The sequence below is a fragment of the Pseudomonas serboccidentalis genome (genome assembly GCF_028830055.1).
Lineage (GTDB): Bacteria > Pseudomonadota > Gammaproteobacteria > Pseudomonadales > Pseudomonadaceae > Aquipseudomonas > Aquipseudomonas serboccidentalis.
In genome coordinates this window covers 3,792,553-3,815,963 of the sequence record NZ_CP101655.1, presented here as the reverse complement: position 1 = coordinate 3,815,963, position 23,411 = coordinate 3,792,553, and the positions used below count along the sequence as shown (strand labels likewise).

Genomic DNA, 23,411 nt, shown 5'->3' with positions numbered 1-23,411 from the left:
CTTTGGTCCTTTCAGCGGTTTTGTTCAGGGTTCCACTGGGCGTAACGGTGGCCGCGCAGGAACTGCCACAGGCCGATGCTCATGCCGGCCAGCGTCACCAGCAGGAAGGCCGCCAGACGAAACGGTTTGGGTAATCGGTGTTGTGAGTCGAGCAGTCCGGCGATCGCCATGGTGTAGCCGAACAGTTGTGCGATCAGCGCCAGTCGATAGAAACCATGGTCGTCCCACAGCCAGAAGCTGCTCAGCAGCAACGGCAGCAGGAGGATCGGCGCCAGACGGCGGATCAGCTTGTGGCTGATCAGCGCAAGCGAATACAGGCCATGTTTGAGCGGGTTGAGCAGCTCACTGCGCTGGGCGAGGCTTTGCAGGCCACCGACGGTCACGCGCTGACGACGGCGAAACTGTTTGTCCGCCTCGTCCACACCGTGGTCGATCACTTGCGCCTCGGGCACGTACACAATGCGTTTGAATGCGACGGGGGCGCAGGTACTGAGAAAGAAATCGTCATTGACCTCCGCCGGCACGTTCTGGAACAGCTCGCGGCGCAGGGCGAGCAGCGCGCCGTCGGCCGAGACCATGCAACCGGTACGGTTCTCGACCCGGCGCAGCCAGCCCTCGTAATGCCGGTACAGACTGTCGCCGATGCTCAAACCGCCACCGGTCACCGGAATCACCATGTGCCCGGCACAGGCGCCGACGGTGGGATCGTTCAGTGGCGCCAGCAGGTAACCGAGGGTTTCCCGCGACCATTGGTTATCGGCGTCGGTGAACACCAGGATATCGCCGCGGGTCAACGCCACGCCGGCATTCAGTGTCGCCGCTTTGCCCTGACGCGGCAGATCGAGCACGGTGATGCGCGGGTCAACTATCTTGCGTGCGCAGGCCACGGTGTCGTCGGTGGAGCCGTCGCTGGCGAGAATGATCTGCAACGTGGCCGGTTGATAGTCCTGCGCCAGCAGCGTGCGCAACTTGTGCTCGATGTGCCGCGCCTCGTTGTGTGCGGCGATCACGATGCTGATGTTCAGCGGCGGTGCCGGGGTATGGCGCCAGGCCGGAAACAGTGGCGCCAGCAGGCTCAGCAGCAGTGGATAGCCCAGATAGGCGTACGCCGGCAGCAGCAGGCACAGCCAGAAAATGAATTCAGCCACGGGCAGGCCTCCTGGCGGTCCAATGACACAGACTGAGAATGAAGGCGGCGCCGGCAAGATGCAGACGCAACCAGTGCAGGACCCACAGTTGCAGGGTCAGCGCGAGGTTGTGATGGCGCGCACTCTGGCGAATGCTCAGGACCAGTCCGGGCAGCAGGGTCAGCAGCACCATGATCGCGGCGTGCTGCGGAAAGCCGTCGAACAGGGCGGAGAGGGTCAGGAAATCCAGGATCCACACGCCAATCGACAGCATCGGAAAGCGCAGCAGGCGCAGGCTCAAACCATGCGTGCGCAGCAGTTGCAGATGACTGCCCTGACGCCACATTTCCTTGCCCATCCACTCGCGCCAGTTCATTTCGTAGCCCCAATGCAGGGCCACACGGCTGTTCACCGACAGCAGCCGCGCGCCGTGTTCGTGCAGGCGCAGGGTGAACTCCTTGTCTTCGCCGGTGCGCAGGTGTTCGTTGAAGCCGCCGACCTTGTCGAACCAGTGCCGACGCATCAGCAGGTTGCAACTGGGCAGCCAGTCCACCGTGTGCGACGTCTGACTCGCCGGCCGCAGCGTGCGCCGTTGCCAGGCGGCGGCGTACCACGGCGCGGCGGCGGGGGTGTGCAGATCGAGACCGAACACATCGGCCTGACCACTGGCTTGCAGCTCGAACAACGGCTTGAGCCAGTCTTCAGGCATCTCAACGTCGGCATCGATGAACGCGATCCATTCACCGGTCGCCAGCAGGGCGCCGCGATTGCGCAGGGCGCCGATCATCAAGCCCGGCAGCACCAGCACCTGCGCACCAAACTGGCGGGCGATGTGCGGGCCGTCGTCGCTGGAGCCGTTGTCGACCACAATCAACTCGCACTCGACATCGGCGGCATGCGCGGCCTTTTGCGCGGCCAGCAGCGTGCGCCCGATGTGCCGGGCCTCGTTGTACATCGGGATGATGATGCTGATCCGGCTCATGCTCGGGCCTCGGTCAGGGGGGCCTGTTCGGCTTTGAGGCGCAGGACGCTGGTCAGCGCGAGCATGATCCACACGTACTTCTGGTTCGGTGCACTGAGGAACATCAAGAACAGGGTCAGCGACAGGAAGCTCACGCCCAGGTGGGTCATCAGGTCCGCCTGCTGCCAGTCGCGCCGCAGCATCCAGGCGGCGCGTGCGCGAATCAGGTTGTACAGGCCCAGGCCGAGCATGCCGACGAACAGCAGGCCGGCGGGAATTCCCAGCTCACTGAAGATTTCCAGATAGGTGTTGTGGGCTCGGCGGTACAGGTCGCCGATCTTGCGGTTGGCGGAAAACGCCTTGGCGTAACCGGTGGTCGCGTAGTGCAGCGGGAAGGTGCCGGGGCCGGAGCCGAGCAGCGGATTTTCGCGGATCATCTGCCCGCCGACCACGATGTACGAAGCGCGGCGGCCGAGGGATTCATCCTGTGCTTTGGAGCCGGCGCTGAGAATACTCAGCGACTGAATGCGCGCGATGTATCCGGCGGGCATGGCATAGATTGCCAGCGGAATCACGATCGCCGCGCCCAGCATGGCAAACCCCAGGTGCCGTGGACGGATCCGGGTGAGTTGGGCACGGTAGTGCCAGCAGCCGATCAACAGACTCAAGGCCACCACCACCAGCCCGGAACGCGACTCGGTCTTGGTCATGCCGCCGAGCAGCAGCACGCAGCAAACGCCCCAGAACAAGCGGTGCAACAGGTTCGGACCGCGAATCACCAACAACAGCGCCAACGGAATGGCGAAGGCGATCAGCAGGGCGAAGGCGTTGGGGTCTTCGAGCAGCCCCGCAGCGCGCCCCTGATCCTGGAATTTGGCCGAGAACATCGCCATGGCGCAGGTCGTGCTGACACTCAGGGTCACCAGCCTGGCGAACAGGTCGAGGTTCAGTTCGCGACCGATCAGCAGGGTGATGACAAACAGGATCAGGCCCACGCTCAGCTCGCGCAGGTGCCCCAGCGACATGCCCAGGTCATCGGTATTGAGCAGGCTGAGGAAATACAGGACCAGAAACCACAGCAGAAACCGCCAGATATTGCTGCGCAGACGCTCGCCTGGAATCTGGTGCAGGGCCAGTTGCAGCATCAGGATCACCGCCAGCGAGGCGCCGATCAGTTTGCTTCCGGACACAGAGCTGTCCTTGAAGAACCCTTCGAACGGCACCAGCGCGGCAATACCCAGCAGGCCCCAGGCCGGCTTGCGATACAGCACCGAGAAACCCACCAGGCCAATGACGGCGCCCGGTGCCAGAAACGGATAAGGGCTGGCGAGCAAACCAATGCACACCAGGCCGAGCAGACTGACGATCGAGAGCGGGAAAATCATGCGCGTGCCTCCCGTGCCGTGCGGATGTACAGCTGCGACCAGCGTTCGGCCAAGGCCTTGAGGTCGTAGCGATCCTGTTGCGTACGCTTTGCGTTGTCGCACAATTGCCGGGCCAGGTTCGGCTCGTTCAGCAGGTTGTCGAGCTGGCGGGCGAGGGCATCGCTGTCGACGGGTGTCGCCAGCAGACCGTTGTGCCGATGCTCAAGCACATCCGGAATACCACCGACGGCGAACGCCACCACCGGCACACCGGCCTGCATCGCTTCAAGCAAAATCATCGGCGTGCCTTCGGTGCGCGAGCTGATCACCAGAGCATCCAGTCGCTGCCACCACGGTTGCATGGCGGTCTGGTAACCGGGCAGGCGAATCCGTTGCGACAGTCCGGCGGCGTCGATTCGCGCTCGCAGTGCTTCGCGTTCCGGCCCGTCGCCGAGCATCACGGCATCCAGTTGCGGGTGCTGGTGACACAGCGGAATCAGCGCATCGAGAAACAGGTCCGGGCCTTTCTCGCTGCTCAAGCGACCGACGTAACCAGCCAGCCAGCGCTGACGATCCACGTTGCTCACCAGCGCGGCGGCGGCCGGTAGACCGTTGGGAATCACCTGCAGTTTTTCCGCCTGCACACTGGCCTGACGATGCAGTAAGGCGATGCTCTCGGCCACGCACACCACACGATCCACCGACGCCGTGCGGCACAGCTGCAAACTCAGCCAGGTGTAGAACTTCTGCTTGCGGCTGCGTGGGGTGAAGCCGTGCTGGGTGATGACCAGCGGCAAACGCAACAGCGTCGCCCCGACCCAGCCGAGCAACAGCCCTTTGAAGTTGTGGGTGTTGATCAGCGGCTGTTCGCTGCGCCGGGCACGCAGGTGGCGCAACAGTTCACCCAGCCCGGCACAACCCCGGCAGTCCACCCCGGCCTCGCGAAAGCGCGCGATCAACGCTGGCGGTGCATCGAGAAACAGCACCTGGTGCTGCCCCGGTGTCGCCAGACAGTGATCGAGCAACATGCGCTCGGCCCCATAGAAGCCGCCGCTGCTGAGCAAATGAATGATCGGCAGCGCGGCGTTCGGGGTGGACAGCGTGTTCAATTGCGCACCCAGTGCACGAAGCTTGGCACGGTCCAGTTCTTGTGCGGATTGCTTGGCAGCACGTTCTCGTCGTTGATCACCAGCAACACCGGCAGGCCCAGTTCGTGGGAGATTTGCGCAGGATGTTTGAAACGGTGATCGAAGAACTCACGTACATAGACCAGCGCGATGGCCAGCAGCAGACCGGTGAGCAGCCCGAACGGAATGATCAGCAGCGGTTTGGGGAAGGCCGGCTCGGTCGGTTCGAACGGCGGGCTGAGGACTTTGGCGTTCGACAGATCGTCGTTGAGCGAACCGGCGGTGCTGCTTTCGGCGAAGCGTTGCGCGTAGGTCGAGAACGCCGTGTGCAGCGCGTCGATTTCCGTGTCCATCTGCCGCAGCTTGCTTTGGGTTTGCTGCAAGGTGTGGATGCGGTTCTTGAACTCGGCGATGCGCGCGGTTTTCTGCTCGATCACCTGTTGCACCACCGCCAGGTCGGTGGTGCGTTCCTGAATGCGGTTGCTCACCACTTTGAGAAATTGCTGACGGGTGCGGGCAATCTGCTCGCGGGTCAGCAGCATCGGCTCGCTGCCGGGCTGGAACACGGCCAGGTCATTCATGTAGCGGCTGACCTGGGAGGTCAGTTGTTCGCCCAGCTGTTTGATTTCCCGATCCTCGAACGCCACGTTATCGACGGTGGTGGTGAAGGTGAAGGGGAAGGTGTAGTCGTTGAGCTTGTTGCTGCTGGCGGCAGTCAGCGCGGTTTTCAGGTATTCGAGCCAGCGCTGGCTCTGCAACAGGCGATCCTGGTACAGGTTCAGGGCTTGCTCCTCGGTGTTGATCGCGTTCAGGCGGAAGGTGATTTCCTCCTTCGGATCAGACGAAGCAACACTTTCGAGCAACGCCTGGCGATTGCCTTCCAGCCCATCGAGACGCACCTGATACAAGTGCTTCTTGGTTTCGTAGAAGGACTGTGGCAGGTCGATCGATTGCAGCGCCTGACGGCTGACCAGATAGTTCTGCAGCAGGCTGGCGACAAACGTCGTGCCCTGATGCGGATCCGGGAAGCTGTAGATGATCGAGATCACGTTGGAGCCGGGTAGTGTCTCGATCTTCAGGCTGTCGATGGCGTCTTGAGTCAGGCCATCGAGTACGGTGTCACGCACCGGATCGGTTTGCAGCCCGAACATATTGCGCAGCGGATTGATCACGTACTGGCGCAGCGGCGAGGAGACGTAGCGCTTGAACGGCCCACTCACCAGTTTGGCGAATACGCCCACTGGAGGGTCGTATTCGCCCTTGTCGCGCAGCTCGCTGATGGTCTGGCGGATCAGCGCCGGGGACCGCAGGATATTGCTTTCGGTTTCCATGTCCGCCAGCGAAGGCGGAATGAAGGTGGCGTTATCGACCGTCAGTGACGTGGTGGCGTCACCCTGGGAGAGTTTTTTCGACTGCACGATCACCTGCGCGGTGATATCGAAGCTCTGTTTGAGCACCAGCGGCAGTAGCAACGCGATGACTGCAAAGATCAGGAAGACCCGTTTCACCAATTGCTTGTTGGCGAAGAAGATCCTGAAGAACTCATGCAGGTAGTTTTCCTTTGGATTCATGATCGTTCACCTGAGAGTCAGTTGTTGTTACTGCCTTTGTTGTCGACGCGGTAGCCGAAACTGAAGCCCACGCCCTGGAACAGCACCACGTCCGCCAGTTGTCGAGCCAGTTCGCCGGCACTCGCCAGTTTGGTTTTCGGCACGAACAGCATGTCGTCCGGTTGCAGGTAGGCGATCTGCGACGCGTCGCCCGCCAGGGCTTTTTCCACGTCGTAGTGCACGGCCTGCACCTGGTTGCCGTTGCGGCGCATGATCACCACCGAATCCAGACGCGCCTTGACGTTGGTGCCACGGGCCAGGGTCAGCGCTTCAAGCACCGACACCGGACGGCGGATCGGGTAGGAACCCGGCTGGCCGACTTCGCCGAGCACGTAGATCTCGTTGCCGGCGGTGGACTTGAGCATCACATCGACGCTCATCCGCCCCGGCAACTGTGCGTACTTCTGGTTGAGGAAGGTTTCCAGTTGATTGATGGTCATGCCTTGCAGCGGCACGGCGCCGATTTCCGGGAAGCTTGCATACCCGTCGTTGCCCACGGTGATCTCGCGGCTCATGCCGGTGGCCGGGTGATTGAGGGCGCTTTTGAGGTTTTGCTCATTGGTCAGCGGGCTGATGATCTGCACGGTCAGCTGATTGCGGTTGGGCTGGAACAGCTGCTTGCGCTGGTAGGCCCGCTGGATTTCATCGCGTGCTTCATCGCCGGTGAGCCCGGCGATTTTCACCGAGGTGTTGGCCCCCGGCAGGCTGATGGTGCCGTCGGGCAGCACCAGCTGGTTGCCGTTGAGCTGGCTCGCCGCCGTGAAGTTCAGGCCGATCTGGTCGCCCGACTGCACGCGGTAGGCGTCCGAGCCGCTGGTGCTGATGTGGAAGATCACATCCAGCACGTCTTGCGGGCGCAGGGTCTGTTCGACCTTGGGCATGTCGGTCGCCTGGGCGTTGGCCGGCGTGGCGGTGAGAATATTCACCGGCATGTTCTGGGTTTCGGAAGTGCTGGAGCAGCCTGCAAGCGGCAGCATCAGCAGAACAAGTATCTTGGCGTTCATGGCGTCATCCTTCGCGTTTGCTTACAGGTTTTTGTAAAGCCATTTGGGCATGTAGTACTTGCGCCGGTTGAACACGCTGCCGACCACTTTCGCCCCGGCCTGGGTCAGGCGTTGCACGGCGGCCTGGGCGACTTCCCAGCGGGTGTCTTCGGCGCGTACGACAAACACCACGCCATCGACCTGAGTAGCGAGCACCAGCGTGTCGGCCGCGGAATACACCGCGTCACCGTCGATCACCACGAAGCGGTACTGGGTGCCCAACCGATCGAGCAGAGGGCTCAGGCGTTCGGCGGTCAGGTGCTCCAGGGTGCGGATCGGCCGGCCGTTGGGCAGGACATGGAACGGCAGGCTCGAGACCTGCACCACGCAGTCCTGCAACAGCGGCGGGTTGTCCGGGTTGAACAGCAGGTCGCGCAGGCCGCGCTCCTTGCCGAGGTTCAGTTGTTGCGTGAGATTGCTCGCCGACTGGCTGGCATCGACCAGCAGCACCTGGCCGCTGCTCATCTGCGCCAGTTGGCTGGCCAGCGCCAGGGCACTGGTGGTAGTGCCGGCGCCGGGGTTGGCGGCGGTCAGAAAGAGGATCCGCAGATCCAGATCCAGCACGGTCGAGATCAGGTTCGATTCGCTGGGGTTGGCAATGCTCAGGCTTTTATTGGTTGAACCGTCCATTAGCTTGCTCCGTGGCCGCTGAATACTTTGAAGGGGGTTTTCAACAGGATCTTCAGATCAAGCAAAAGGCTTTGCTCGGCGATATAGCTGAGGTCCAACTCAACGCGCTGGTCGAAGTCGATGTTGCTGCGTCCGGAGATCTGCCACAGGCCGGTCATGCCGGGGTAGATGCTCAGGCGGGCGAGGTGATTGTCCTTGTAGCGGTAGGCATTGAACGAGGTCGGACGAGGCCCGACCAGGCGCATGTCACCGGTCACCACGTTGATCAGGTTGGGCAGTTCGTCGAGGCTGGTGCGCCGCAGGAAACCGCCGATCCCGGTGATGCGTGGGTCCTTGTCGATCTTGAAATCGATGGCGTCGACCCCGTGCTTGTTGAGGTGGCGCAGCGATTCCTTCAGTTCTTCGGCGTTGCACACCATGGTGCGGAACTTGTACATGCCGAACTTGCGCCCACGATAACCGGTGCGTTTCTGCACGAACATCACCGGTCCCGGACTGGTGAGTTTGATGGCCAGCGCCAGCCCCAGCAGCAGCGGCGAAAACACCACCAGAATCAGCAGCGCACCGAAGCAGGCCAGCACCCGGTTGGTGCGCGACAGCGTCCAGGGCCGGCCACCGTCGCGGCCGGTCAACCAGCCACGGCCCTGCATGTGGATGGCGGTATCGAGGCGCATTCGGTGCTCGGGGTCCATGCGCTTGTCGCGGCGCATTTGATTGATCGGTACACCTTGCTCATGTCCAGTCATGGGGTCCTCCGCTGATGTTCAGCCGCGAGCGGCGCGTGGGTGACAGGCAGTGGGGTAGTAGTCGCGAAACCAGGCGATGAAACGCCCCAGTCCTTCATCCAGCTCGATCCGGGGCTGGAACCCGGTGGCCTGGGCCAGATCATCGGTCTCGGCACAGGTGTTGAGCACATCGCCCGGTTGCAGGGGCAAGAGCTCGACAATGGCTTTCTGGCCGAGGTGTTTTTCCATCAGCGCCAGATAGGTTTTCAGCTCCACCGGGTGGTGGCCGCCGATATTGAACAGGCACCACGGCGCCATGCTGCTGCCCGCGTCGGGATGTTCGCGATCCCACTCCGGGTGGTTGTGCGGCGGATGGTCGGTGAGGCGGGCGATGCTTTCGACGATGTCGTCGATGTAGGTGAAGTCCCGTTGGTGCTCGCCGTAGTTGAACAGTTTCAGCGGCGTGCCTTCGGTGATCGCGCGGGCGAACTGGATCGGCGACATGTCGGGCCGACCCCAGGGGCCGTACACGGTGAAAAAGCGCAGGCCGGTGCTGGGAATACCGAACAGGTGGCTGTAACTGTGGGCCATCAGCTCGTTGGCTTTTTTGGTGGCGGCGTACAGCGACAACGGGTGATTGACGCCGTCGCGCACCGAATACGGGGTGTGCTGGTTGGCGCCGTACACCGAACTGGACGAGGCGTAGATCAGATGCTCGACCGGATGATGCCGGCAGCCTTCGAGAATGTTCAGGAAACCGCTGAGGTTGCTGTCCAGATAGGCCCGTGGATTTTCCAGCGAGTAGCGCACCCCGGCCTGCGCCGCGAGGTGGATCACCACTTGCGGTTGCTCGCGGACAAACAGCGCTTCGATCGCGGCGGCATCGGCCAGGTCAATCCGCGCCAGCGGAAAATGTCCGACCTGATCGCGCACCCATTGCACGCGGTCGTGTTTGAGCTGCGGGTCGTAATAGCCGTTGAAATTGTCCAGGCCGACCACCGCATGCCCGTCGCGCATCAGCCGCAACACGCAATGGGCGCCAATGAAGCCGGCTGCGCCGGTGACCAGGATTTTCATGGGCGCAGTCCTTCCGGAGCGATGTGGCGCAGACCGATGCCGCTGTAATGCAGGCCGGCGGCGGCTACGTGTTCCGGGTTGTAGAGGTTGCGACCGTCGACAATCACCTTCGAGCGCAGCTTGCTCGCCAGCAGCTCGAAATCCACCACGCGAAAATTCTTCCACTCGGTGCAGATCACCAGTGCATCGGCATCTTCCAGGGTGTCGTCGCGGGTGGCGCACAGGTGCAGGTCGCTGCGATAACCATACAGGCGCCGGCACTCGGACATGGCTTCCGGATCGTAGGCTTGCACGCTGGCGCCTTCGGCCCACAGCGCGTCCATCAGATAGCGGCTGGGGGCTTCGCGCATGTCATCAGTATTGGGTTTGAACGCCAGGCCCCAGATCGCAATCGACTTGCCGGCCAGGCCTTGCGGAAACTGCGCCTTGAGTTTGCTGAACAGGATGTGTCGCTGGCTGTCGTTGACGTCGGTGACACTGCGCAGCAGCTTCAGCGGCATGCCGTTGTGTTCGGCGGTGTGCAGCAGGGCGCGCAGATCCTTGGGGAAGCATGAACCGCCGAAGCCGCAACCGGGGTAGATGAAGTGGTAGCCGATGCGTGGATCGGAGCCGATGCCTTTGCGCACCGCTTCGATGTCTGCGCCCAGCAGCTCGGTGAGGTTGGCCAGTTCGTTCATGAAGCTGATGCGCGTGGCGAGCATCGCGTTGGCGGCGTACTTGGTCAGCTCGGCGCTGCGGTTGTCCATGAACATCAGTTTTTCGTGGTTGCGGCAGAACGGCGCGTACAGCTCGCTCATCTGCTCGCGGGCCGCGTCGTCGCGGGTGCCGACGATGATCCGGTCCGGGCGCATGCAATCGGCGAGGGCGCTGCCTTCCTTGAGAAATTCCGGATTGGACACCACCCGCACCTTGAGGCTGCTACGGTCACGGCGCAGCAGTTCTTCGTTGGCCTTGGCGGCGACCTGGTCCGCCGTACCGACCGGTACCGTGGACTTGATGATCAGGGTGCGATCAGCCTCCATGTGCGAGGCGATTTGCCGGGCGACGTTGAGCACGTGGGTCAGGTCGGCGGAACCGTCCTCATCGGCGGGGGTGCCCACGGCGATGAAAATCAGCTCGGCATGCTCCACCGCGTCGCTGGCCTGGGTGCTGAACAGTAAACGGCCGGCCTTGATGTTTTCTTCCAGCGCTGCAGATAAACCCGGTTCGCTAATAGGCGGAACGCCCTGTTGCAGTTGTTTAATCTTGTTCGGGTCAATATCCACACATAAAACCCGATGTCCGACATCGGCAAGTGCGGCGGCTTGTATAAGGCCAACATAGCCCGTACCAAATACGCTCACGTCCATAGTTGGCGTGCCTCGTAAGACGGTGGAAGATAATAAAAATTGAACTGTCAAAAGGGGTATAGCGCAGGCATGGAAAAGCGTGTCAGCAAAATGACATGTTGCATGTGTATAACACCGGGCATTTTTCAGGCTATTGGCCATCAAGTGCTTGCTATTGCTGGATTTGTCGCGTTCTTGACGCTTTTTTCAAATCCCGAAGAAAACGATAAACGGTCGAAAGCCGTGAAATTAAAGACTTGTAGCGGCTGGAGTGTGTCAGGAATGAGTCAACGTTTTTTTGACGCTTCAGGGAAAAGTCAGGCTTTTCTTGCGCTTTGATAGCCGGGTGCTAGTGTCAGGTTTTGACCGACAAACTATTGACCCAATGCCGTTTTGAATGACCGGAATTGCCATGTTTCGATATCTGAAAGAACTGCTTTTAATTATTTATCTGCTGCTTTATTCCGAATATTACATTGATCGGTTAAATGCTATCGGTGTCGGTTTTGCTGTACTTCTTTTTGGCGCGATGTTTTTGGCGCTCACTTTAGCATTATATCTAACGGCTTATATTCGTCAGGCATGGGTTCGGCACTTATTCGCGATAACGCTGTTTGTCTCGGCGGTATTTTTTGATGTTTACACCCGGGTCACCGCCGATTACCTGAGCTACAGCAGCTTTGTCTCGCTGGTGTACTCCGGCGGCTTCATCCAGGAGGCCGCCTACCAGTACCGCGACGCGATCATTCATGGCGCGCTCAGTGGCCTGCTGTTGCTGTTCGGCATCGGGCTCAAGCCGCGTCACGCGCTGGTGGTGCCCAACGTGTTGCGCGTGGCGGCGCCGGTGTGTGGCGTGTTGCTGTTGAGTGCGGTGTTGTTCCTGCGGGCGGGCGAGGGCGCGCGTGGCTTGCCGATCATGTACACGCCGCTGGCCTATCTGAACCTGTTCGCCTATGAAGCGCTGCACAACACAGTCGGCCCGCGTGAACCGGTGACGCTGGCGCGCAGTGCACCCGCGGTCAATCACGACATCGTGCTGATCATCGACGAAAGCATCTCCGGCAATTACCTGGACATCAACGCGCCGTTCGGGGTGCACAGCAACCTCAAGCAGGCGCATCCGGGAGTCGACATCTTTAATTACGGCTACGCCGCGTCCATCGCCAACTGCAGCGCCGACACCAACGTCACCCTGCGCTACGGCGGCACACGCGCCGATTACATACGGATCAACAGCACGCTGCCGTCGATCTGGCAGTACGCGAAAAAGGCCGGGTTGCGCACGGTGTACATCGACGCCCAGCGCACGGGCGGCAATTTGCAGAACCTGATGACCGACACCGAAAAAAAGGACATCGACGCGTTCGTCCAGTTCGACCAGACCAGCGTGCGTGACCGCGACATGGCCGCCGCCGCGAAGCTGATCGAACTGCTCAACGACGATCAGCCCGAGTTGGTGGTGATCAACAAGGTCGGTGCGCATTTTCCAGTGCACGACAAATACCCCGACGCCTTCATGGCCTACCGTCCGACGCTGCCGCGCGGGCAGTTCACCGAGGTGGCCGACACCGGCAAGCGCGACGGTTTCAACGGCCAGCCGGACGATTGGGTGTTGTACCGCAACGCCTACAAGAACACGGTGCTGTGGAACGTCGGCGAGTTCTTCGCGCGGGTGTTTGCCCAGGCCAGGCTGAACAATGCGCTGCTGATCTACACCTCCGATCACGGTCAGGACCTGCATGAACGCGGCAACCCCGGGCTCAATACGCACTGCGGTGGCGATCCGGTGGAGGAAGAAGGGCTGGTGCCACTGGTGGTGATTCAGGGCGATCAGTTGCACGGCCCGGACTGGGCGCAATCGTTGCCGACGAACAAGGACCGTTCCAGCCACTACAACATCTTCCCGACCCTGCTGCAGTTGATGGGTTACGACCTGGCGGGCGTCGAAGCGTTGTATGGCAAGTCGCTGGCCCAGCCGACGGCCGATGACTTCACCTTCAACTACCGCTTCAATGCGCGATTGGGGGCCAAGCCTGAGTGGAAGTACATTGATCTGAATACCATCGTCACGCCGGGGGAGGCGGCGACCAGTGTGGCAACCGGACAGTGAGTGCTGGGGTGGTCGTGCCAGCCGCTTCGCGAGCGAGCGCGCTCCCACCTTGAAATGCGATCCCCTGTGGGAGCGAGCTTGCTCGCGAAGAGGCCAGTGCGAACACCACTGATTTGATCAGCCCGCTATCCGCTATCCTTGCCCCACACTGACCCGGCGGATGGCGGCATGCTTCAGGTTCAAGGCGTTTTCAAAAGTTACCTCACCCCCCAAGGCCCGATAGCGGTGCTGCAAGGCGTCGACCTGACGCTCGAACCCGGCAGCAGTCTGGCGCTGATGGGCGAATCCGGCAGTGGCAAAAGCACCTTGCTGCACCTGATCGCCGGCCTCGACAAGGTCGATCGCGGCAGCATCCGCAGTGGCGAGCATCGGCTCGAGAGCATGAGCGAAGCGCAACTGGCCGACTGGCGCCGTACCGAAATCGGTCTGGTGTTCCAGCAGTTCAACCTGATCGGCAGCCTGCGGGTCGAGGACAATCTGGCGTTTCAGGCGCGCCTGGCCGGGCGTCATGACCCGCGCTGGCAGGCACATCTGGTGCAGCGACTGGGGCTGGGCGAGTTGCTCAAGCGTTATCCCGAACAACTTTCCGGCGGCCAGCAGCAGCGGGTTGCGTTGGCTCGGGCCTTGGCGTCGCGACCGAAATTGCTGCTGGCGGACGAGCCGACCGGCAGCCTCGACGAAGCCACCAGCGATGAAGTGTTGCGCCTGTTGCTGGAGTTGCTCGACGACACGCCGACCACGCTGCTGATGGTCACACACAGCCCGCGCGTTGCGGCGCGGCTGGCGCAGCGGGTGGTGTTGTCCAGCGGCCGTCTGACGTGAACGTTTTCTGGCAGACCCTGCGCGCGCTGCTCAGCCATTGGCGACGGCATCCGGTGCAGTTCTTTAGTGTGCTGACCGGGTTGTGGCTGGCGACCAGTCTGCTGACCGGGGTCGAGGCGCTGAACAGTCAGGCCCGCGACAGTTACGCCTGGGCCAGCCAGATGATCGGCGGCGAACCGCAGGCCAGCCTTGGCGCCCCCAATGGCGCGACATTTACGCAGCAATGGTTTGTCGATCTGCGCCGCGAAGGCTGGCCGGTCTCGCCGCTGCTGCAGGGGCGATTGGTCCTCAAGGATCACGACAACCAGCGTCTGCAACTGATGGGCATTGAGCCGGTGTCGCTGCCGGCGGACTCTGCGGTGGCCGGGCAGGCGATGCCGATCGAGCGCATCGTCGAGTTTTTCTCGCCGCCGGGCAGTACGTGGATTTCGCCTGAGACGTTGCAGGCCTTGAACCTCAGCGAGGGCGCCACGCCGCAAACCGTCAACGGCCAGACCCTGCCGCCGCTGCGCGCGCAAAAGGACATGGCCCCGGGCGTGTTGCTGGTGGACATCGGCGTTGCGCAAACCCTGCTAGAACAACCCGGGCAACTGTCGCGGCTGCTACTGCCGAAGGAGTTTCATGCCGAGCTGCCGCCCGCGCTCAAAGGGCTGCTGCAACTTAAAAGCAGCGCCGAGGAAAACAATCTGGTGCGCCTGACCGAGAGCTTTCACTTGAATCTCGATGCCTTGGGATTTCTCTCGTTCGTGGTCGGGCTGTTCATCGTTCACGCGGCCATTGGCCTGGCGCTGGAGCAACGGCGCGGATTGCTGCGCACCCTGCGTGCCTGCGGGGTGAGTGCGCGGATGCTGATCGGCAGCCTGATCGTCGAACTGGGTGTGCTGGCCCTGGTCGGCGGCGTGTTCGGGGTCATCAGCGGTTACTGGCTGGCGAGTGTGTTGTTGCCGGACGTCGCCGCCAGCCTGCGTGGTTTGTACGGTGCGGAAGTGGCGGGGCAGTTGCGCCTGAGTCCGTGGTGGTGGTTCAGCGGCATCGGCTTGAGCCTGTTCGGCGCGTTGCTGGCCGGCGCCAACAGTCTGTTGCGCGCGGCACGCTTGCCGTTGTTGGCGGTGGCGGACCCGCAGGCCTGGCATCAGCAGCATGCGCGCTGGTTGCGGCGCCAGGGTTGGCTGGCGGCGCTATTGGGCGCGATGGCGCTGCTGGCGTGGGTCTGGGGCGACAGCCTCGGCAGCGGTTTTGCGTTGATGGCCGGGCTGCTGCTCGGCGCCGCGCTGGCGCTACCGGTGCTGCTGAGCGCGGTGCTCAATCAACTGCTCGGGCGTCGTCGCTCGGTGCTCGGCCAGTGGTTTCTCGCTGACTGTCGCCAGCAACTGCCGGCGCTGAGTCTGGCGCTGATGGCGCTGCTGCTGGCGTTGGCGGCCAACATCGGCGCCGGCAGCATGACCGCCGGTTTTCGCCAGACCTTCAACGACTGGCTCGAACAACGCCTGAGCGCCGAGCTGTACATCAACCCGGTCAATCCGGCGCAGTCCCGCGAACTCTACACCTGGCTCAAACAGCAGCCGAAGGTCAGCGCCGTGCTGCCCAACTGGCAAGTGGCGGTGACCCTGCAAGGCTGGCCGGCGGAGGTGTTCGGGGTGATCGATCATCCCCATTATCGGCAGCATTGGCCGTTGCTCGACGCGATTGCCGGGGACCCTTGGGCGCATCTGGCGAACGACGATGCGGTGATGCTCAGCGAGCAACTGGCGCGGCGCCTGAAGGTGCGCGCGGGGGATCATCTGAGCCTGCCGACCCCGGGCGGATCGTGGTCGCCGCGGATCGTCGGGATCTACGCCGACTACGGCAATCCCAAGGGGCACGTGCTGGTCAACAGCAACCACCTGCTGCGTCTGTGGCCGGCACTGACGCCGAACCGGTTCAACCTGCGCATCGCGCCGCCAGACATCCCGCCGTTGTTGACGGCGCTGCAAACGCGCTTCCAGATCGATGACAGCCGCATCGTCGATCAGGCGCGGCTCAAGGGCTGGTCGGTGCAAGTGTTCGAACGCACCTTCGCCGCCACTGCGGCGCTCAACAGCCTGACGCTGGCGGTGGCCGGTGTGGCGCTGTTCATCAGCCTGCTGACCCAGAGCCAGAGCCGCCTCGGGCAACTCGCGCCGTTGTGGGCCTTGGGCGTGACGCGCCGCCAGTTGATGCTGCTCAACCTCGGCCAGACCTGGCTGCTGGCGGTGCTGACGCTGGTGTTGGCGCTGCCGCTGGGGATCGCGCTGGCGTGGTGTCTGGATGCAGTGATCAATGTGCAGGCGTTCGGCTGGCGTTTGCCGTTGCGGATCTTTCCGCTGCAATTGCTGCAATTGATGGGGCTGGCGCTGCTGGCGACCTTGTTCGCGTCAGCCTGGCCGCTGTATTCGTTGTACCGCACGCAACCGGCGGACCTGCTGAGGACGTTTGCCCATGAGGATTAACCGGGTCGCGCTGTGCCTGGCATTGCTGCTGGTCGGCTGTGATCAACCGGAGCCTGCGCAAAAGGGTTTTGCCGGGCTCGGCGACCAGGCAGCCCAATTCACTCCCGTGGTGCCGGGGCGGGTGTTCAGCTTCCCGGCCGATCACGGTGCTCATGAGGGTTTTCGTATCGAGTGGTGGTACGTCACCGCCAATCTCAAAGATCAGCAGGGCAATGATTTCGGTGTGCAATGGACGCTGTTTCGCAGCGCATTGAAACCGGTTCCGGAGCAGAGCGGGTGGAGCAACCAGACGATCTGGCTGGGGCATGCGGCAGTGACGTCCGGTTCGGTTCATCACGCCGCCGAGCGTTATGCCCGTGGCGGTGTCGGGCAAGCGGGTGTACGGCTGGCGCCGTTCGAAGCGTGGATCGATGATTGGCGCTTTGCCGGTCAAGCGCAGGAGCCGTTGAGCGACATGCAGCTCAGTGCTCGCGATCAATCATTCGCCTATCAACTTCACCTCACGTCCAGCCGCCCGCTGGTGTTGCAGGGGGATCAAGGCCTCAGCCAGAAATCCGAACAGGGCCAGGCATCGTATTACTATAGCCAGCCGTTTTTTCAGGCCAGCGGCACCCTGCAGATCGACGGCCAGACCTACACCGTCAGCGGCCCGGCCTGGCTCGATCGCGAATGGAGCAGCCAACCGCTGACGGCCAGTCAAACCGGGTGGGACTGGTTCTCCCTGCACCTGGACAGCGGTGAACACATCATGCTCTACCGCATGCGCCAGAAGGACGGCGCGCCGTACCTCACCGGTACCTGGATCGCCGCCGACGGCCAGGTTCAAACCCTGCGTAGCGAACAAATCAAATTCGTCCCGCAAGACACCGCCAAAGTCGCCGGCCACGCGATGCCGGTGCGCTGGACCATCCGCATTCCCGACAAGCACCTCGACATCAGCCTGTCGGCGTTGAACCCCAACGCCTGGATGAACCTGCGCATTCCCTACTGGGAAGGTCCGGTGCGGATCAGCGGCAGCCATGGTGGGCGCGGTTATCTGGAAATGACCGGTTACTGACCGGTGCACTGCAACTGTAGGAGTTGCCGCAGGCTGCGATCTTTTGATCCTGTTTTTTTAAAATCAAAGTCAAAAGATCGCAGCCTGCGGCAGCGCCTACATTGAGTTGAACTCCGTTTCGTCTCGCCGCCTCTACACAGTAAATACCAGCGGAGGATTGGCCATGAGCGACGACCTGCAACCCCCGGACCTCACCACCTGGCAGCGCCTGTTCGACGACCAGACCTACTGGCAGCAATCCCCCGACGCTCACTACTTCGACCTGCAACGCATCGCCGACGACTTGCTCGGCCGAGGTGCGATCGATCTTGAGCAGTGGCAGATCCTGCGCGCCAAGGCCGATGACCTGCACAAGGACTCGCCCGCCGTGAACGTCGCCCGTGAACTGGACGACCCCGAAGCCTGAGGAACCGCGCCATGAAACCCGTATCCGCCAACGAACATCCTGATGAGCCCCGTCCACCGGGAGAAACCGAGCGCGACAATGACGCCCTGCGCCCGACCGACCCCAAGCAGCGCCAGGACAGCAGCAAGGGCACCGCCAGTGGCGAATCCACCGCGCAGGAGACCGCCGCGCCACAAACAAAAACCAAGCCCTGAACAGCGTCTATGCTCAGTGGCACATTCGGTGCCGACCACGCGTGGGCGCCGGTTGCTGCCACTCATTACAGGGAAAGTACCGTTTATGAAGCTCCACACTCTGGCCAAGGCCATCACTCTTGCAACCGTATTGTCCGCCACCAGCTTCGGCGCATTGGCGGCGGAAATCCCGCTGTCCGCCACCATTGAGGCCGATAAGGTCACCACCAAAGTACTGGCCGTGGATGCGGCCAACCATCAGGTCGTGCTCGAAGGCGCCGAAGGTCGCCAGGTGCATGTTCAGTTGAGCGACAAGGCGAAAAACCTCGCCAACCTCAAGGTCGGTGATCTGGTAAAACTTGAAGTTCAGCGTTCTGTCGCGGCTTACCTCGATACCGATGTGGATAAAGGTCTGCCTGGCACCGTCGAGCGCAGCGGCGAGCTGCGCAAGGCGCCGGGCAGTGAAAACCCGGGTGGCGAAGCGTACCGGCAGATTCAGGTGCAACTGAAAATCACCAAAATTGATTTGAAGAATAATCAGGTGACCCTGCAAAACCCCCAGGGCCAATCGAAAATCCTCGACGTGAAGAAGCCTGAAATTCAAGCCAAACTGAAGGATTTGAAAGAAGGGCAGAGCGTTATCGTCACTTACACCGATATATTAAAAGTGACCAGTCAGCATGAAAGCTGAGTATTAACTCTACAAGAGGGTTGTTCTTGTACAGAATGTTGTATGAGAACAATCATCTGAAGTGAGTTGTGCAGTGCTTTGAAAGTTTCGCGAAAGGTTTTCGTCGATAAATATCTATTAACTTTTTCGTACATTAAATTTACTTTATGAAGGACGACATATCCGCCAACTTCTATTAAAATCCTTCCCGTTCGCCCAGTGTCAGGGCTCTTTACCGGTGCATGGATTGCCAGGCCATTACACTGGGCGAACACCTCTTCGGAGCGGATGTATACAATTTCAGATAAAAAAAAGGGCGACTTTTAAGTCGCCCTTTTTTGTTTTTGCGGTTAGGCCGATGTCTGGCCCTCAAAGCGTTTGAGGGTGGCTTGGTACATTTTGGTCCGCCGGTGATTTTTGCCGTAGGTGCCGGCGGCTGCGACGGTTCCTGCCTGGATGTGATCCAGATAGCGGAAAATCTTGCGCGGCGCCAGCAGCTTGATCCCGTAGCCCAACGCTGTCATTCGATCCTGCAGGGTATAACCGGGCACCCGGTCATCCATGCAAAAGTGCAGTCCCCGGGACTTCATCAACTTGGCGTTCCACAACGTGCAGAAACTCTTGAGATGAGTTTCCCGATAAGGTTTCGGCTCTTTGCTGCGCAAGCCCAACGAGGTTTTGGCCCGGCGAACATAATGTTTGCAAAAGCGCGAAGTTAGTCGCCAGGTGTCTCTCACGACCCCACGATTAATTTGCTCGACACACCCGACCGCCGCGATGCCCGGAGTCTTTGTGCACTCACGCAGCATCATCGCGAAGACTTCCTTGTCATAGACAAAGGTGTCGGTGTGCAGCAAAAACAGATAGTCGGTTTCAACTTTCTCCAATGCCATGTCCAGCGCCTTGCCATGAGCAATATGCCCGGCTTCTTTGCCGGGGGAGGGACGTTCGATCAGATTGATCCAGTCCAGTGAGCGCAAGTAATCCAGGCTGGCATCCGACGAATCATTGTCCACCACCCACACCGGAATGCGCTGCGCCTGAACGTGCTGGCGCAACAGCTCCAGGCACATCCGGGTGATGTCCGGGGTTTTGTAATTTACCAATACAAGACTGAAATTCGGCTGCGTAACGGCTGGTAAATCAAACTGGCTCATTCGGGAAGCTCATCCACGGTTGATCGACGGCAAGGGTCTGTCGGGCCGGAATGCTAGCGACGCAACCTTAGTTGAAGCTTAATTTGCCGTTCAGCAAGTGGGTCGAAGTGTGTCGAGCCAAGTCATCTCACACACGACGTCAGCCGGCCCACAGGCTAAACTGCGCGCCCCTTTGCACGCTTCAAGGAACAAACGGCGCCCGCCGTAGACTCACGGATGAAACCACTCTCCCTCTACCACCCGGCCCTGTACTGGCTGCGCGTGTGGCAAAAAAGACTGTTCCGCCAGATCGCCTGGCACTGCTCCAGCAAACGCTACGCACGCCTGGTTGCCGGCGCTGACCGCCTGCCATTCCGCTACCTGAAACACACCTCGAAACTCATCCGCAAACTCGGCGACTCCGACCTCGCCCTGCAACACAACAAAGTCATCAACCTCAAACTCGCCGTCGCCGCCATCGACGGCGTCATCATCGCCCCGGGCGAACACTTCTCCTTCTGCCGCCTCGTCGGCCGCCCAACCGCCAAACGCGGCTACGTCGAAGGCATGGAACTGTCCTTCGGCGAAGCACGCAGCGGTATCGGCGGCGGAATCTGCCAACTGAGCAACCTGATCCACTGGATGGCGATCCACTCACCGCTGGTCGTGGTCGAGCGCTCCAACCACAGCTTCGACCCATTCCCGGACGAGGGGCGAGTACTGCCATTCGGTTCCGGCGCGGCGATTTTCTATAACTACGTTGATCTGGTATTGCACAACCCGACGGATCGGCACTTTCAGCTGAAATTGAACGTCGGCGAGACACAACTCGAAGGGGAGTTGTTGTGTGATCGGGTGGGGGAATATCGCTATCACGTGTTTCAAGAGGCGCATCGGTTTGTGCGGGAGGGCAGCAGGGTGTTTCGCGAGAACGAGATTTGGCGAGAGGTCAGGGAAAAGGGGCAGGTGGGGGCGTTGGTGAAACGGGAGAGGCTTTATCGGAATCGGGTCGTGGTGAAGTATGAAGTGGTGGGCGAACTGGTTGAATAGATGCATAGTGAATGCGGGTTTTCAGCTTTGATGACGCAATTGTTGCTCTGCAGCTTTTTGCGATTCAGATTTGAAATTAGGTATGTATAACCATAGGCTTTTATTAGATCTAAGGGGAGTCATAGCTATCTGGAAGATGGGCGATATTAAGGGCGTAGCCGCCTAGAGCGTCAATGTGCCCCGACTCGGCAGTCTTCTTAAGCTATTTCCGATATCTTGTTTACTTTCGTTGTGTTCGTACAAGTAGTTCGCATAAAGGTACATGCCTGGAGGGAATCCTCCTTCCGCAGATGCCTTAAACCATTTTTTGATTGCTTTTTCTCGACTGGCTGGAATTACGAACCAATCTTTTCCTTTTTGGTGGGCACTTGCAAGAAGTTGCTGAGCGAAGTTGTTACTCGACTCTGCAGCCACTTCTAGCCACTCCAAACCTTGTTAGCTGTAAAGAGCGAAACCATTGCTTTGGTGTCGCCTCTCTCCGCGCGTTCGTGTGCAATTTTTAAGGCCTGAGCCCGCCAATCCTTACCAATTTTTTGCTTGCAGGTTTCGATAAAAGTGCAGAGATCTTCTTTGTTACTGAGACGCAGCATGGAATATATATGTCCTTGTTCGGCTGCGGCCTCATATCATTTCACTGCTTCCTCTGCCATGTAGCTATTGCTTAGGTGGATGGTCTCGCCTAAGTAGTACTGAGCGTCTCGATTGCCCGTTTCGGCGGCGGGTTGCAAAAAAGACTGTGAAGAAGTCCAAGCGCTTTGATTGTAAAGCGCGATACCGCTATCTTTGGCCGTAGCTTGATTCTTTGTCAATTGGGTGGCATAAACATTTGGTGCAAGCGTTAAGAGAAAAAAGCTTGTCACTAATTTAATGAGTAATGCCACTTTGAGTTCTCAATAGCCGTAAACAGGGACGAAATAAGAAAGCGGTGGTCGCGTTTTCTTCCATTCTTCCGCAAATAGAAGACCTTGCTTGATTTCTTCCTTGGTCATTTTTTCAGTGATTTTTGGGAGCATTCTTTCTCCGTCTTCGGCTGCTGTCCCGCCACCCTCGAATTTAGACATCAGATAGGCTAGTCCATAAGCCTCAATCAAGTTTTTTGGGTAGTCTAGATCGTTTGGTATATGGGCTACGCTGAGGGCGTAATTGCCGACCGCGCTGACGTACCCGCCTTCGGCTGATTTTTTCAACCAATAAGCAACTTCTTCTTTCTTACCTCCATGTTCGAATAAATAGTTGGCATAAAAATACATTGCTTTGGGATATCCACCTTCAGCTGACGCTTTGTACCACTTTTGAATGGTTTTTTCGCGGCTACCCGGGACGATGAACCATCCGTCCCCATCTTCGTAGATTCCTGCGAGTGTATTCTGCGCTAGAGGATCACCTGCCTCAGCTGCCATTTCTAACCAGCTGAATCCTTGTTTGGTGATGAATAAAACGGTCATTGCTTCAGTGTCGTTGTTTTTAACTTGTTCCTGAGCTAATTGTATTACTTGTTCACGCCATTCGTCTGCACTTTTGCCACCGCAGCTTTTCATTTCATTACAGATATCACTCTTACTGCTTAGTCTTAGCATTGCGTATAGGTTGCCCTGTTGCGCAGCTGCTTCATACCATTTTCTTGCTTCATTAGTTGTGTATCGGTTGCTCAGGCGAATTGCCTCTGCCAAGTAATATTGGGCTGTCTCGTCACCAGCAATGGCAGCACTTTCTAGTAAGGGTTGAGAGTCGTACCAGTCGCTTTGTTGATACAAAATGAGTCCTCTTTCTTTTTTCGACTGCTGTTCTTGTGTTAATTGCGCAGAAGCGGAACAGGAAAAAAGGACGGATAGAAATAGGCATAATGCGATTTTAATCAATGTTCGGTCCCTTGTAGCTTGCTTTTATATCTTGGATTAGAGCGAAAGCAGGGCCCTTATAAATGGTGTTGTACTCACAGTGTCCATTTAGTCGTGCGCCTAATCTAGCTACATGCTCGCGATAAATTGCTCTTGTGTCGTTACTGGCTTTGTCCAGAGCTTTAACTCGTTCGGCCATAAATGAATCAAGCTTGAATTTGTTTTTACAATATGTCAGCCCGGCTTGCGGTGGTCGCAATCCATCCCGATTCATACGTATAACTGCCTCTTCGAATTGTAAAGCAGCGTTAGGGTTGGATGATATCCACCCTAAACACCGTTCGATCGCTCTCTGCTGTAGTTGATATGCCTCGTCTTCCTTGACGCTTTTATTGTCTTGGTCTTCTTCTATTGAAAAAGGTTCAGGAGAAGAGCTAAGGGTCAATAGCAGCGGTCCAAGTGCCTGTGGCGGCAAGTTACATACCCATTCCTGCATCTCCTTCTGTTTTTTGTCGGTAACGATTGAGTAAGCAATCAACCCCCCGCGCCCCCCCTCAGTCAGCGCATCAAAAATCCCTTTAACAATGGCATACCCGCGCACATAGGCAAACGCCACATCGATGCCCGTGGCGCCGAGGAAGCTCAGTTTTTGCAGGTAGTCCATGGCTTCGCCATCGACCCACTCAAGG

23 protein-coding genes and 1 pseudogene are annotated in these 23,411 nt (G+C 59.6%); 9 read left to right on the top strand and 15 right to left on the bottom strand.

The window, feature by feature from the left end; genetic code table 11:
• Window positions 1–11: 11 nt before the first annotated feature.
• Genes NN484_RS17310 through NN484_RS17265 form a run of 10 tightly spaced genes read right to left on the bottom strand, consistent with a single transcriptional unit; the run spans window position 12 to window position 11,013 of the window.
• Window positions 12–1,148, bottom strand: a complete 1,137-nt coding sequence (locus NN484_RS17310; RefSeq protein WP_127651808.1) for a glycosyltransferase — start codon at window positions 1,146–1,148, stop codon at window positions 12–14.
• Window positions 1,141–2,109, bottom strand: coding sequence for a glycosyltransferase (locus NN484_RS17305; RefSeq protein ID WP_215502600.1), 969 nt, complete (start codon window positions 2,107–2,109; stop codon window positions 1,141–1,143). Before NN484_RS17305 ends, NN484_RS17310 begins: the two co-directional genes overlap by 8 nt.
• Window positions 2,106–3,473 carry an O-antigen ligase family protein gene (locus NN484_RS17300; protein WP_127651806.1) on the bottom strand — a complete coding sequence of 456 codons (1,368 nt, stop codon included), beginning with the start codon at window positions 3,471–3,473 and terminating at the stop codon, window positions 2,106–2,108. The genes NN484_RS17305 and NN484_RS17300 overlap by 4 nt, the downstream gene beginning before the upstream one ends.
• Window positions 3,470–4,561 carry a glycosyltransferase family 4 protein gene (locus NN484_RS17295; RefSeq protein ID WP_274657534.1) on the bottom strand — a complete coding sequence of 364 codons (1,092 nt, stop codon included), beginning with the start codon at window positions 4,559–4,561 and terminating at the stop codon, window positions 3,470–3,472. Before NN484_RS17295 ends, NN484_RS17300 begins: the two co-directional genes overlap by 4 nt.
• Window positions 4,558–6,150, bottom strand: coding sequence for a GumC family protein (locus NN484_RS17290; RefSeq protein WP_127651804.1), 1,593 nt, complete (start codon window positions 6,148–6,150; stop codon window positions 4,558–4,560). The genes NN484_RS17295 and NN484_RS17290 overlap by 4 nt, the downstream gene beginning before the upstream one ends.
• Before the next feature lie 17 nt (window positions 6,151–6,167).
• Window positions 6,168–7,193 carry a polysaccharide biosynthesis/export family protein gene (locus tag NN484_RS17285; RefSeq protein WP_127651803.1) on the bottom strand — a complete coding sequence of 342 codons (1,026 nt, stop codon included), beginning with the start codon at window positions 7,191–7,193 and terminating at the stop codon, window positions 6,168–6,170.
• Window positions 7,194–7,214: 21 nt separating this feature from the next.
• The gene (locus tag NN484_RS17280) at window positions 7,215–7,862 is read right to left on the bottom strand and encodes a CpsD/CapB family tyrosine-protein kinase (protein WP_127651802.1); all 648 of its coding nucleotides are present in this window, start codon (window positions 7,860–7,862) and stop codon (window positions 7,215–7,217) included.
• Entirely contained in the window at window positions 7,862–8,608 is a 747-nt protein-coding gene (locus NN484_RS17275; RefSeq protein WP_215502603.1) for a sugar transferase, read from the bottom strand. Before NN484_RS17275 ends, NN484_RS17280 begins: the two co-directional genes overlap by 1 nt.
• An 18-nt stretch (window positions 8,609–8,626) precedes the next feature.
• Entirely contained in the window at window positions 8,627–9,664 is a 1,038-nt protein-coding gene (locus NN484_RS17270; RefSeq protein WP_127651800.1) for an NAD-dependent epimerase, read from the bottom strand.
• Window positions 9,661–11,013 (bottom strand): UDP-glucose dehydrogenase family protein, encoded by a 1,353-nt coding sequence (locus NN484_RS17265; RefSeq protein WP_127651799.1) that lies wholly within the window; start codon window positions 11,011–11,013, stop codon window positions 9,661–9,663. Before NN484_RS17265 ends, NN484_RS17270 begins: the two co-directional genes overlap by 4 nt.
• Window positions 11,014–11,082: 69 nt before the next feature.
• On the opposite strand from NN484_RS17265, the gene NN484_RS17260 reads away from it, so the two are divergent.
• The 8 genes from NN484_RS17260 (at window position 11,083) to NN484_RS17225 (ending at window position 18,719) form a co-directional block, all read left to right on the top strand.
• Complete coding sequence (locus NN484_RS17260) at window positions 11,083–11,331, top strand: hypothetical protein (protein ID WP_127651798.1); 249 nt, start codon at window positions 11,083–11,085, stop codon at window positions 11,329–11,331.
• Window positions 11,332–11,404: 73 nt separating this feature from the next.
• Window positions 11,405–13,102: a sulfatase-like hydrolase/transferase gene (locus NN484_RS17255; protein WP_274657533.1), complete on the top strand. Its 1,698-nt coding sequence runs from the start codon at window positions 11,405–11,407 to the stop codon at window positions 13,100–13,102.
• Window positions 13,103–13,270: 168 nt separating this feature from the next.
• Window positions 13,271–13,924 carry an ABC transporter ATP-binding protein gene (locus tag NN484_RS17250; RefSeq protein WP_215502606.1) on the top strand — a complete coding sequence of 218 codons (654 nt, stop codon included), beginning with the start codon at window positions 13,271–13,273 and terminating at the stop codon, window positions 13,922–13,924.
• On the top strand, window positions 13,921–16,392 hold the full coding sequence (locus NN484_RS17245; protein ID WP_274657532.1) for an ABC transporter permease: 2,472 nt from the start codon (window positions 13,921–13,923) through the stop codon (window positions 16,390–16,392). The genes NN484_RS17250 and NN484_RS17245 overlap by 4 nt, the downstream gene beginning before the upstream one ends.
• Window positions 16,382–17,449 carry a lipocalin-like domain-containing protein gene (locus NN484_RS17240; protein ID WP_274657531.1) on the top strand — a complete coding sequence of 356 codons (1,068 nt, stop codon included), beginning with the start codon at window positions 16,382–16,384 and terminating at the stop codon, window positions 17,447–17,449. Before NN484_RS17245 ends, NN484_RS17240 begins: the two co-directional genes overlap by 11 nt.
• Window positions 17,450–17,612: 163 nt before the next feature.
• Window positions 17,613–17,855 carry a hypothetical protein gene (locus tag NN484_RS17235; RefSeq protein WP_215502609.1) on the top strand — a complete coding sequence of 81 codons (243 nt, stop codon included), beginning with the start codon at window positions 17,613–17,615 and terminating at the stop codon, window positions 17,853–17,855.
• Window positions 17,856–17,866: 11 nt separating this feature from the next.
• Window positions 17,867–18,049 (top strand): hypothetical protein, encoded by a 183-nt coding sequence (locus NN484_RS17230; RefSeq protein ID WP_274657530.1) that lies wholly within the window; start codon window positions 17,867–17,869, stop codon window positions 18,047–18,049.
• An 85-nt stretch (window positions 18,050–18,134) separates the two neighbouring features.
• Complete coding sequence (locus NN484_RS17225) at window positions 18,135–18,719, top strand: hypothetical protein (RefSeq protein WP_127651791.1); 585 nt, start codon at window positions 18,135–18,137, stop codon at window positions 18,717–18,719.
• A 329-nt stretch (window positions 18,720–19,048) separates the two neighbouring features.
• Here the strand turns inward: NN484_RS17225 and NN484_RS17220 are convergent, their stop codons facing one another.
• Window positions 19,049–19,855, bottom strand: a complete 807-nt coding sequence (locus NN484_RS17220) for a glycosyltransferase family 2 protein (protein WP_274657529.1) — start codon at window positions 19,853–19,855, stop codon at window positions 19,049–19,051.
• A 216-nt stretch (window positions 19,856–20,071) separates the two neighbouring features.
• Here NN484_RS17220 and NN484_RS17215 point away from each other — a divergent pair, with 216 nt between their 5' ends.
• Entirely contained in the window at window positions 20,072–20,884 is an 813-nt protein-coding gene (locus tag NN484_RS17215) for a VanW family protein (protein ID WP_274657528.1), read from the top strand.
• Window positions 20,885–21,300: 416 nt separating this feature from the next.
• On the opposite strand, the gene NN484_RS17210 is transcribed toward NN484_RS17215, so the two are convergent.
• The 4 genes and pseudogenes from NN484_RS17210 to NN484_RS17195 all read right to left on the bottom strand — a co-directional run.
• Window positions 21,301–21,474 (bottom strand): hypothetical protein, encoded by a 174-nt coding sequence (locus NN484_RS17210; RefSeq protein ID WP_215502613.1) that lies wholly within the window; start codon window positions 21,472–21,474, stop codon window positions 21,301–21,303.
• 36 nt (window positions 21,475–21,510) lie between these two features.
• Entirely contained in the window at window positions 21,511–21,765 is a 255-nt protein-coding gene (locus NN484_RS17205) for a hypothetical protein (protein ID WP_215502614.1), read from the bottom strand.
• A gap of 9 nt (window positions 21,766–21,774) precedes the next feature.
• The gene (locus tag NN484_RS17200) at window positions 21,775–22,743 is read right to left on the bottom strand and encodes a tetratricopeptide repeat protein (RefSeq protein WP_215502615.1); all 969 of its coding nucleotides are present in this window, start codon (window positions 22,741–22,743) and stop codon (window positions 21,775–21,777) included.
• Window positions 22,736–23,411 (bottom strand): annotated as a pseudogene (locus NN484_RS17195) (hypothetical protein); the annotation flags it as partial. The gene NN484_RS17200 and the pseudogene NN484_RS17195, both read right to left, overlap by 8 nt.